The following is a 12,256-nucleotide window of genomic DNA, read 5'->3' on the forward strand; positions in this document are numbered from 1 at the left end:
CCTATAGGAGGGGCGTGAACCTAGAGCATTCGTCGGCTAAGTTGGGCCGCCGAATGGATCTAGGTTTTTGTTTTGTCGCGATGTTTTTGCGGAAAACCGCTCACGCTTTTTGCTTCGCCGAGCTCCGTTTCCGCACATCGCTTAGAAGGTCGCCCGCACCGTTGCCGTGATCGTGCGGCCATCATAGTCGATCTGACGGATCATCCGTTCGTCACCCTGATATTCCTTACGGTAGGAATTGGTCAGGTTGTACGCATCCAGCGACACCGTTATGCGATCACTGACATTGTAGGATGCCGACATGTCGAGCTGACCACGGGCCGCCGCGTTACGGGCTGCACCATAATAGGTGCCCTGGCCGTCAAGATTGTACTCCGAACGCCAGTTGTAAACGGCGCGTACCCCGAATTTCGGCGTCTCATAGTATAGGATCGCATTGTAGTTGAATTTCGAAATGCCTGGGAACGGCACCGCCGCCGCACCTGTGCCTCGCTGCTTGGCCTGGGTAAAGGCATAGTTCAACGAACCCCCGAAGTTCTTCCAGAAGCCCGGAAGGAAATCGAAGTTTTGCTGAATATTGAACTCCAGACCACTGACATAGGTGGGGTCCGATACATTGTACTGACCCGATCCGATCACGTGATAGCTGTTCGTCACGCCATTCGTCGTGGCACCAGTAGCGTTACAATAAGTGCCGTCCCAGCTCAGAGGACCATAGCCCCAGCCGCCGCCGTCTGCAGGACAGAGGATCGACAGATCCGCAATATTGGCGATACGGTTGGACAGTTTTTTGCGGAAGTAGGCGATCGAGATCAGACCGTTCGGGCGGTTATACCATTCCCAAGACAGGTCCCACGAGTCTGCCGTGTAGGGCTTCAGACGATTGCCTGCGAAGCTCACAGTCACATCAGTGATGATGTTGGTGGACGTCGATAGGCTATTCGTCGCGTAGGAGTAGGTCTGGACCGGGCTGCTGGTGCGCGGGTCAGGGCGCACGTAGGTCTTGTAGTAGGCCGCCCGCACGACCATGTCGTCACGCACGTCGTAGACCGCAATCGCCGACGGCAGAAGGTGGTCGTAACTGCTCTTGTAGGTGTTCCAGGTATAGTCGGCCAGGGCACCAACCCCGCCATTGCTGGTCACACGCGCGGTGCGGTCAAGCGTCTGGGCGGTGTAATCCGTGGTTTCGCTACGCACACCGATATTCCCGCGCAGACGGCGACCGAGCAGTTGGGTATCAAACTTGGCCTGTACATAGGCTTCCAGCAGCTCGTTGGTGATTTCAAAGTTGCTGCCGCTGAAGCCACCATCGGCGTAGAAGATGTTAAACCCAAGCTCGGACAGGCCGCCGTTTGCGTATTGCTTGACTGGGGTGATGGCTGACAGGAAGGGTTTCGGGTCGATCACGTACCAGTTGCTGTTGATGCTGGCATTGCCCTCCATAAAGTCGTCGGCTGAAGGCGACTTGATCAGCATGGAAGAGGTCACGTTCTGGGACTGAATCCCATAGACCATGTTGCGCACACCTGACATCTTATAGGTGATTTTCTCCTTACGCACGCCGGCGGCTATGTTCGAAAGCGGGCCAAAGTCCAGCGTACGATCGACGTCGAACTGCAAGGACTCGACCGTCTTGTCCGCATAGCGGTGCGTACCGGCAACGTGAAGGATGTAACGGCTGTCGGCCGCGAACAGGTCCGTGGGCGCGCTCGGACGCCAGTTCCAGTAGCCCGCCTGATAGGCGGTCGAAGTCGCGTCATAGAAGGGCATCGCAAAGATGGCATTCTGCGGCTGCGGCGAAACCACCTGCGAATAGCCATCCAGATCACCAAAACCCGTACTGAGGGTGCGTGTCAGGGTGTTCGCCCCGCCAGCCGCCGTGTTACCGATAGTTCTCAGGTCCGCTTCGGTTTCCAGCGAACGGTTGGATGACTTGGTCAGCGTCAAAACCGTTGAGAACTTCCACTTCTCGTTGGTCCAATCGGCATTGGCCACGATACCTTCTGCTGCCTGACGTTGCGAGAACATACGCGTCGAGGCCTTGGCGTCGAAGTTGGTCACCTGCGTTTTTTCCATCACCGCATAGCCATTGCTCATGACCACGGGGGTGCTCAGACCGGTAACGATGGAATAGGGAGTTGAACTGCTGGTTGCCGTAGCACTCAGCATATAGGGTTCATTCAACTGCCAGTATTGCACCGTATCGGGCAGGTCGCGTTCACTGTAGTAACCCACCACACCCATTTTAAGGTTCTCGTTGACGCGCCATTCCGCACCGCCCGAACCGGTAATGAGTGTCCCCACGTTCATACGCGTATATTGACGCATCAGGCCCAGCGACCAGACCCCACCCTGCGCCAGCGAACCGACGTTTGAAGGGGCGGTATAGCCACTTGTTCCCAGAACGGCCGACAGACCACAGGTCTGGTCCGTGCTACAAGTCGTCGCCGAAGATGAATAATAGGCACCATACTTGTCTGCAAACTGCTGCTTGGTCAGGCCGGAGTTCAGCAGACCAAGACGGCTGTAACCGTTAAAGCGCAGGGTATCACGACGGAAGTTTTCCTTGCGGATCGCCAGAACGCCAAAAACCGCGAAGTCGCTGTTGATGTGCTTGTTGTAGCCGAAGGTCGCCGACGGGGCCCCAAGGCCACCCAGCGAGTTGCGCTCATAGGAGCCCTTCACAAAGCCGCCGTCCTTGCGGGAAAGGGCCGGGGCGATCTGCATGTCAATATTGCCCGAAAGGCCGCCCGACTGGCTGTTAGCCATCGGGGACTTCTGGACAGAGAAGGCTGAGAAAATATCCGAGTTAAACGCGCCCATCGGCGTGCCGTCGGCGCCACCGGTCGTTTCGAGATAGGGCGGATCGGCAAAGGCCTGACCGTTCAGGGTCGTACGCGCGTAATAGCCCGGCATACCGCGAAGACCAATATTGGCGTTACGGCCTTCGGATTCCCGGTTGATCTGAATGCCCGGAATACGTTGCAGGGCTTCACCAACGTTTAGGTCCGGGAACCGCCCAAGACCGTCCGAGGAGATACCATCGCTGATTTCAATATTGTTGCGCTTGGCGCGCACGGCGTCGGCCACGCTGCGCTTAAAGCCTGTGACAACGACTTCAGTGACGTCGCCGCCGGCCGCCGGCTTGGCGTCCTGCGCATAAGCCGTTGCGCCCATGCTCATCAGGACGGTTGCGCCCAAAAGCGCCGACCGGAACCCGGTTCCCCTGAGGTTTGAGCCCTTATTCATTTTATTTTCCTCCTGTAACCGCCCTTACCCGAAAGCTGATGCCTCGGCCAATCCCGGAGGGCTTAAACCCCTTTGCCTATCCCTCGCAGATGGGTGCATTGACACCTAACCTATGGGGGGCCTTATCCGATCGACGCTTGTGATCAGCGTCGCGGACCCGAAATGAGCTTGAAATCTTTTTTCCTGGGTTTGGGCTTGTGCCCGTTTGTTCTGGCCTAAGGAGAGTTGCTATCTGTTTTCTTGCCACTTCCTGAGACTTTGAAAAGGGTAAGATCACGGTTACGGAATGTCAATTCCGCGAAATTCTAGTAATAGAATTTTTATTCCAAAAACACGCCTCACAGTAGAAGTCCAAGACGCTGAAAAATTCGCAACCCCATAAAATTAAGACAATTTGTTTTATTTATTGAGGGCGGGTCGAAATTTTGGCCTGACAAATTTTACGCAGAATGTGACCAAAAAACCACGAAACTCTTTCCAAAAAAGCGCTTCACGGGTTAATTGGTATGACCATTTCGGTTCAAATCGCGTGCGATTCGAATGCCCTGGTCGAAATTGATAGCTGAGGGGCGATCCTTAAAGCGTACATCCGGGCGAAGAAACGCTGCCCCATAGACCCAGGAACCACCCCGCAGGACGCGTTGCCGACAGTCTTCCGGGCGAGGTGACGTCCCTTCCTTTCTCGCAACCGTATCAGCCGCGCTCCAGCAATCCTCTACCCATTCCAGAGCATTGCCGAACATGTCATAGAGCCCAAAGCCATTCGCCGGCCGTGTCCCCACAGGCTCAGTCTTCTCGCGCGGTGCAAACACCGCTTGCGTCACGTCTAAATCTTTAGCTGGCTTAGCGGAGACCGGTTGACCGGCGCGCGCTGCGTACTCCCATTCGGCGTCGCTAAGCAGCCGATAGGTGTGACCTGTCCTGCCGCTCAACCAACGAACATAGGTTTGCGCATCATTCCACGAAATATTGATAACCGGACGCCTGTCACGTCCCCACCCCAGATCGCTGATCCGTGTGCAGGCTCTGGCGGCTACGCACGCATCATATTCGCGAAACGTGATTTCAAAGCGCCCGACCGCCACAGACTTTATCTCGACCTCTATGGTCGCCGGTTTCTTGTCGCCTTTTGGAGCCTGGCGCGTAATCCGACCCGCCGGGATCACGACCATTTGCGGGCAGACATCGGCGCAATCACTGAACACATCTCCGGGCTTCAGGCTTTCTGACCCCGTCGCCGCCACCGCAACCGTCATACCTGTCACACCTACCCCGCCTGCGCATGCAAAAAACAAGGCGGACAAACCCACCACTTTACGGAGGTCGAACATACGAGTTTTCTCTTGGATTAGGTTGTTTTCTTCAGGGCTTGCGGGGCGGTCAGAAGTGCGCATGTTCCACCTTTCGCAGGCGTTTTTCCGGCACCGCCAGGCTGCCTGTTGTGGCAAAATCAGTGACATTATTCAGAACGAACCGCGTTTTCTGATCCGGAAGTCGCAGCGCGTTCAGGTGCACACCCGCAACATTTTGCATCCAGAAGGCCGGCCGGGCGTCTGAAGTCTGAAGATCAAAAGAGAGGTTGCTGAAGACCAGTTTCCGCGCGTTACGCACAAAGAAACCGTGGGCGGGCAGGTGGCCGAACATGGTGGGCTCCGGATACCCGGCTTCGTTTTGCGGCGGCACGATTGAAGCCAGAGCTTCGTCGCCACCGCCTTCTTGTTCAAAATGGCACTGACTGATCTGAACGTCCTCCACCGGGTACCCCTCAACACCAGCTATGATCGACGGCATCCGATTGGCACCAGATGAGGTGATGTTGGTAATCAGAACGCGGCGCAAGGTCCCCACCGAGAGCGAGGCCGGTCCGCGCATCCGCCGACCAAGCCTCAGGAAGATCGGCGAGGTCGTGACGTCACGCATGGTGATATTGCTGATCGTTATATCCTCCAGCCGTGCCCCATCCACCGTTTCCAGCGCCAGCCCGCGACATTTGTCGAAGACGCAGTTCGTAATGGTGATGTTACGGAACCCGCCATTGGACTCTGTGCCGAACTTGATGCGACCGTGCGACCCGCGCGGAGCAAACAGATAGACCTTCCACGTCCCGTCCAGCACCGAGCCGATTTCATAGCTGCCGGACACATAGCAGTTATCAATCGTCACGTTTTCTGTTGCACGCGCATAGCCCAGCGCAAAAGACGATTTGGGACAGATAGCGTCATCCCAAGGCGCGTTGATGGTGCAGTTACTGACCCTGACGTTGCGGCAACAATCAATGTCCAGTCCGTCGCGGTTGGTGTCGATCAGAAGGTTGTCGATGGTCAGATTGTCGACGCCCGTTGCCAGCAGGGCAAACCACCCGGCTTGCAACATGCGAAAATCACGCAGCAAGACATTCCGGCACAGTTTCAGGGCAATGGATTTATCACCGACACCGGGCCGGCCAGAGATCGGCATGTCGAAGTCGTAGTCGTGACCGCGCCCCAACCCCTTGCCCCAGATCAGGCCGGGACCTTCGATGGCAATATCAGTCAGACCCTCACCCCAGATCAGGCTATTTCGCCAGTGGCTGTGTCCATGATCCTGATAGTTACGATAGCTTTCGGGCAGTTCGACGTCCTGATCATAGCCGCCCGTTGCCAGCCCCTCCTTTGGCGTGGGGGCCGCCAGAATGACCGCGCCAGCATCGAGGTACAGGCGAATGCGGCTTTTCAGGCGGATTGTGTAGCACGCATAGGTGCCCGCCGGAAAATAGAGGGTTCCGCCGCCTTGGGCCGCAAGTTGCTCAATGGCGGCATTGATGGCAGGACTGTCGATAGTCACGCCGTCACCCCGCGCGCCGAAATGGCGGACATTCAGGCCAAAGGGCGTATCAGGGGCGGCTGGACCAGCCCATGAGATATCAGGCAAGGTCAGGCAGGCCAGTGTGGCGGGCAGCATAGTCAGAAACTGCCTGCGTCCCAATTGTTTCATATGGGTCTGATTCATGGCGGGCTTTTCGTTGGAAAAAGATGTGGCTTGGACAATCCGGGCCTACCCAGGCAGGCCCGGGCGCTTACGGCACAACACCATAGAATTTGTCGGCCCCATCAAGCTTCACCTCGGCATAGTCGAGCACCACGCCGGGATCGAGCGGCCAGACTTTCAGTGTATGCACCCCGGCCTCCAGCTTTTTGAAGCCTTGTGTCTGAATGGCCTTGTTGGTCAGGACATTGCCGCGCCAGACATCGCTGCGGCCCACGGTCGCGAAATCCATCACCTGCACCGGGCCGTCATCCAGTTGCACCGCGACCTTAAGGCCTGTGGCCGGGTTCAGCGCATGGACCGGCAGGGCCACGACGCTCAAGGTGCCACCCACGGCGCTATAGGTGGTGAAGCTATAGGTCAGTGGCGTGCCCGCAGGCGTGGCACGCGTGGGCAGGGTCAGGCGTGAGCGCAGGCTGTTACCGGAATGGCCAAGGCCATCCAGCCGCTCCCAGTCGTCACCGCTCAGTGTGGCCAGCGGAATGATCACACGGCGGTCGTTTTCGATAAACGGCGTACGGGCCGGGGCGGGGAGCAGCTTGGTATAGACACGCACCGTCTTGCCGCCACAGGCGATGTCGATGGGCCCGGTGGACGCCCCGCCTTCATAGCTGACGGTCAGGCGTTGCTCAAAACCGTTGCCGGTCGCCAGACGCCCGCTCGTATCGGAAACCTTCAGGCTGTCACCCGTGACCTTCAACGACCAGTCGCGGGCCTCTGTATCGCGGCTGAAGAGTTCGATGACGCGACTGCGCGGCTGACCCGTCACAAAGGTGAGCGCGTTTTCGTCGTTCCACCAGCCGCCGGACACCGCCGCCGCACAGCCCTTTTCCGGCGATATTGACCATTGCGGCCAGGTGGGTTCCAGAAACACCGGCAACTTGCGCGGGGCCATGTCCATCATGTGGTTCCACTTGCCGTTTTCCAGCCCATTATAAGTGGCCGTATCGGCGACCAGCGCCTGATGCGCCGTCTTGGCTTTCGCCACATAGGCGTTGGCGCTGGCGCGGCCCTGACGGGCATAGAGATTAGCCAGATCGAGGTTCAGTTTGCGGCTGTTGAGATTGGCCGCACCGCGCACCGGATAGAGGATCATCTCGAAAAAGGCCGACTGACGATCGGCGGGCAGGGTCTTCGCCACGGCCTCGGCGCGGGCCACCAGATCGGCATAGGCCTTCAGACGCGCCTGCGCCTTTTCGCCATCGGGCTGGACGAAATCGCTCTCCGTCACCGGCGTGACCGGCTCGGTTTCGGAAAAGCCCATATATTCGGGCTTCCGCTCAAAGGCGAGGTCGTAATAACCCATCATCAGGTCGGTGATCTCTGCCGCCTTTTCGGGGCCGAACTGCTCCGCCGCCCATTTCGTCAGGTGATTGCGCGGGGCCTCGGCAAAGCGGTCGGCATCGAAGGCCAGATCGAGGAAATATTCCGTCAGATACTCGATCGGCTTGATGTCGCCGACATTGACGATCCAGATGCGCCGGGCGTCCAGCGCATAGGATTTCTGCATTTCGGCATGGATCAGCGCCGGGTGCGTCGTCCCGAGCCACAGATAGTCGTGCGGACGTCCCCAGTAGGACAGGTGGTAATAGACGCCGGACCCGCCGGAACGCTTGCGCTCCTCCGGATTGCTGAGGCGGCGCACATAGCCGTAATTGTCATCTGCCCACATCAGGGTCACGTCGTCGGGCAGTTTCAGCCCGGCATCATAGGCCTCCTGAAGCTCATGATAGAGGACATAGGCCTGCGGCACCGTCTCTGGCGCCTTGCCGAAGGTCGAGCGGATCAGGTCGCGTTGCAGGCCGATCACCGACTGAAGCACGTCCTTGCGCGCTTCAAGGGTATCCGCGCCCTGCATGGGACCGTCGTGCAGACCGCGCAGACCTACCGTGTAGATGTTTTCGTCGCGGGCCGTCTCTTTCAGACGCGTACGCCAGTAGTCTAGGATCTTGTCGCGGTTGACCTTGAAATTGAAGGGGCCGCTACGCGCCTCATCCCATTCGCGCAGATTGTTGCGCGCCATCGGCTCGGCGTGCGAGGTGCCCATCACAATCGCGTAGTCGTCGGCCAGCTTGGGATTGGCCTTATTGCCATAGAACTGCACGGTGTTGATGTGCATGGCCGGCCACAGCGTATTGGCCTTCAGTCGCCACATCAGCTCAAAGACGCGCCTATAGGTTTTGGGTCCGATATTGCCGACTTCCGGCTCCAGCGTCTTGCCCGCCCACGGCTCAAGGCCCCAGTCTTCGTCATTGAGGAAGATGCCGCGATACTGCACCGACGGCGCTTTCGACAGACGCGGCGCGCCGTCGATAGCAAGGCGGCTAACGCGGCGTGGCTTGACATCCGCCCACCATTCCCAGGGCGACACGCCCAGCTCACGCGACAGGTCGGTCACGCCATAGACGGTGCCGCGCCGGTCGGAGCCATAGATCAGCACATAGGTCTTGCCCTGAAGTGCAAAGGCCACCCGACCATAGCGTTCCCACTGACCTTTCAGCGCCAGCGGATCAACACCCGCTGCCTTGGCCAGTTGCGCGACGACGGGCGCATCAAAGCGGCCGATAACGACGCAAACCTGCGCACAGTCAGAGAGGCGTTGCGATACCTTCGCCGTCTGACCCGTCAGGGCCTTGAGATCGTCCGACAGCATCTGCGCCGCCAGAGAGACGGTTGCGTTCTTGTCGTGGACGATGCTGAGAGGCTGCGTACCGTCAAACAGGGTTGTGTCCGCCGCCGAGGCCGCGCCCGAACAGGCCAGCAGCAGGGTCGAAAAAAGCCAGACTCGTGACATGGGGTTTCCTCTGTTTAATTCGTCTTTTCGGTGGCCGTCAGGCGGAAGCGATAGCTGACCGGTTGAAGCGGGATGCGGTATTTAACCAGCGGGCGTCCGATACTGTTCCAGCCGGTATCGCCGCCCACACCCGCCTGAGCGATATCGACCAGCAGCGAACCGTCACCACGGAGCGTGATGTCAGAGGACTTCCACGTGCCTTGCGGGCGCATATAGAGGTCCTCATAGGGGAATGGCAGGGCATTAACCGACAGGGGCTGCGCCCCGCTGACGCGGACACCAAAGCCTGTCGCATCAGACAGGCTCAGCCAGCGCACATCGGTCTTGTTGCCCGATTCCTGCGGGCGGGCATAGTCGTGATACTGCGCTCGCACGGACCCGTTATAGAGGCCCAGCGCCGCGCCCGTCTTGCGGTCAGAATAGTTTTCCCACGGCCCGCGTCCGTACCAGTTCAGCCCGTCCAGCGCCGCATCGAAATCAAAGCGCAGGCCGACACGCAGCGGGTCCGGCAGATCGTCTTTCAACGGCACAAAGTCAGCGGTGACATCGACCTGACCGTCGGCGGCCATCTGATAGGTGATGTCAAAGCGCCCGCCGCCTTCACCCAGCGCAAAGCGCACCTTGATGCGGTCGGGGCCGCTGTCGATACCCAACAGCCGCCGTGTGGTAGAATAGTGCTTCCAGTCGGCGTGACTTTTGGCGAGGCCGATGCCGACATCATTATCGGTCAGGCCGCGCCAGAAGTTGGGCGTCCCACCGCTGAGGAGGCGACGGCCCCCCTGTTCGTAACGCATGTGGCCCGTGCGCAGGTCTACCGTCAACTGACGGGCGGCGGCCTTGAGCGACAGGGCCTCAGACGTGCGCGACACCTGAACGCCGCCCGCCGTTAATGACGGGAGGGGTGTGCCCGGACGCAGGATAAACTGGCCGAAGGCCAGCTCGGTGCCGCCCGGCACGCCTTTGATCGCGCCCTCACGCGAAACCGCGCGCAGGCTCAGGATGGCTTCATCGTCGGCCGGCAGGTCAGGCAGGTCGAGCGCCAGTGGCTTCGTTTCACCGGCCTTGACCACGGGCGTCGGCAGCGTGCCGCTGGCCTGAACACGACCATCCACGGCCAGCGCCCAACGCAGCTCATAGCCCGATAAATCTATGAAATCGTGACGATTCTGAACGGAAATCGTGCCGGTGGCATCACGATGAAAGGCCAGCGGGGCCTGAACGTGGCGTAACTCGTAATATTCCTGGTCGGGTGTGCGGTTGGCCTGAATAACGCCGTCGCCGATGACGCTGTTGTCGCCATGCTTGGGGTTAAGGTCGAAACCGGACGCCCAATAGGTGCGACCCTTCGCGTCTTTGGCATAGACGTACTGATCGACCCAGTCCCAGACAAAGCCCCCCTGAAGCTTTTTGTGCGCGCGGATTGTTTCCCAGTAGTCGGCAAAGTTACCCAGACTGTTGCCCATGGCGTGGGCGTACTCCGTCTGGATCATCGGCTGGGTAAATTGCGGGTTTTCGGCATAGTCGCGCATCCGGTCGATATCGTCGTACATCGGCGCGTAGATATCGACATAGGCATTGGGCCTGTGCTCTTCGGTCAGGGCGCTATAGCCGAGGAAGGAGATCAGGCGGGTCGGATCGTTCTGGCGCACCCATTTCGCCGCGGCCTCGAAATTGGGGCCAACCCCCGTCTCATTGCCCAGTGACCAGAAGATGATCGAGGGGTGGTTCTTATCGCGTTCGACCATACGGCTCACGCGATCCAGATGCGCGGCGGCCCAGTGCGGCTTGTAGCCCAGTTGCACGCTGACATTACCCGTATCGCGGCCCAGCGTCATATATTCATGGCTCTCGATATTGGCCTCATCCATGATGTAGAGGCCGTATTCGTCGGCGAGGTCGTAGAGGTACGGATCATTGGGATAGTGTGAGGTGCGCAGGGCGTTGACGTTGGCCTGCTTCATCAGCTCGACATCCTTGCGCATCAGCTCCGGCGTCATGACGCGGTAGGTTTTGGGGTCGTGCTCGTGGCGATTGACGCCCTTGATCAGGATGCGCTTGCCATTGACCTGCACCTCGCCATTGCGGATTTCCACCGTGCGGAAACCGATCTTTTTGGCGGTAGCTGAGATCAGATTGCCCTTGGCGTCCGTGACCTCGATCACCAGCCGGTAGAGGTTGGGCGTCTCCGCCGTCCACGCCTTGACGCCCTTGAGCGTGCCGCTCAGTTGCGCGGGCTTGCCAACATTTGCTTTTGCTGAGGTTTTCAGCACCTGCGTCTCGCCGTCATAGACGGTGGCGGTCACCGTGGCCGCACCCTTCTGACCCGCCAGTTCGGCCTCCAGCGCAAAGACGCCGTCCGTATAGGTCTTGTCCAGCGTCGCGCGCACGGTGAAGTCACGCAGGCGCGTCTTCGGTTCGGCATAGAGATAGACCGAGCGCTCGATGCCCGACAGCCGCCAGAAGTCCTGATCCTCCAGATAGGAGCCGTCGGCGTAGCGGTAGATTTCCAGCGCGATCTCATTGTGACCGGGCTTGAGGAATTGGGTGACATTGAATTCGGACGGCAGCTTGGAATCTTCCGAATAGCCGACCTTCTCGCCATTGACCCAGATATAATAGGCCGCGCCCGCCGCCCCGATATGCAGAAACACGTCCTGCCCGGCCCAGTCGGCCGAAACGTCGAAACCGCGTTTGTAAGACCCCACCTCGATCATATCGTGCGGGATGAAGGGCTCATTGGCCGGGAAGGGGTATTTGATATTCCAGAATTCGGGCAGGCCGAACTTGCCGTCGCCCTGCGCCTGAATCATGCCGGGGACCTGAATTTTGTCCCAGCCGCTGAGGTTCGCGCCGGTCTTATAGAAGTCCTTGGGGCGATTATCGACGCCTTTGGAGAATTTGAAATCCCAGGTGCCATCCAGCGACAGGAAGCGCTTTGAGGCGGCCTTGTCGCCCTTCAGCGCCAGATCACGGCTCTCGAAATTGAAGAAGGTCGCCTTCATCGGCTCGCGGTTCACCGCCACCACCTCAGCCTGCTCCCACTCCGCCGCCCCCTGCGGTGGGGGCGTTTGTGCAAACGATGGCACAGGCGCAAGCATCGCCAGCCCGGTGAGAACCGAGGCCAGCGCGTAAGGACGATAAGACATGGTGTTTCCCGTGGTTGAGACGCCGGTAAGACGCCTGAAAGCC

The 12,256-nt window shown here is 59.1% G+C and carries 5 protein-coding genes; all 5 read right to left on the minus strand.

Features of this window, described 5'->3' with window-relative positions:
- Positions 1-141: 141 nt before the first annotated feature.
- Positions 142-3,249 (minus strand): TonB-dependent receptor, encoded by a 3,108-nt coding sequence (locus tag ACK8OE_RS15995; protein ID WP_410273367.1) that lies wholly within the window; start codon positions 3,247-3,249, stop codon positions 142-144.
- Between the two features lie 497 nt (positions 3,250-3,746).
- Positions 3,747-4,643, minus strand: coding sequence for a formylglycine-generating enzyme family protein (locus ACK8OE_RS16000; protein WP_410273368.1), 897 nt, complete (start codon positions 4,641-4,643; stop codon positions 3,747-3,749).
- Positions 4,630-6,189 carry a glycoside hydrolase family 28 protein gene (locus ACK8OE_RS16005; RefSeq protein ID WP_410273401.1) on the minus strand — a complete coding sequence of 520 codons (1,560 nt, stop codon included), beginning with the start codon at positions 6,187-6,189 and terminating at the stop codon, positions 4,630-4,632. The genes ACK8OE_RS16000 and ACK8OE_RS16005 overlap by 14 nt, the downstream gene beginning before the upstream one ends.
- A gap of 115 nt (positions 6,190-6,304) precedes the next feature.
- A complete protein-coding gene (locus ACK8OE_RS16010) occupies positions 6,305-9,067 on the minus strand; it encodes a glycosyl hydrolase 115 family protein (protein WP_410273369.1) in 2,763 nt (920 codons plus the stop codon).
- Between the two features lie 14 nt (positions 9,068-9,081).
- Positions 9,082-12,213 carry a glycoside hydrolase family 2 TIM barrel-domain containing protein gene (locus ACK8OE_RS16015; protein WP_410273370.1) on the minus strand — a complete coding sequence of 1,044 codons (3,132 nt, stop codon included), beginning with the start codon at positions 12,211-12,213 and terminating at the stop codon, positions 9,082-9,084.
- Positions 12,214-12,256: the final 43 nt, after the last annotated feature.

Origin of the sequence: Asticcacaulis sp. W401b (assembly GCF_046503825.1) — a bacterium.
In the GTDB taxonomy this organism is placed as follows: domain Bacteria; phylum Pseudomonadota; class Alphaproteobacteria; order Caulobacterales; family Caulobacteraceae; genus Asticcacaulis.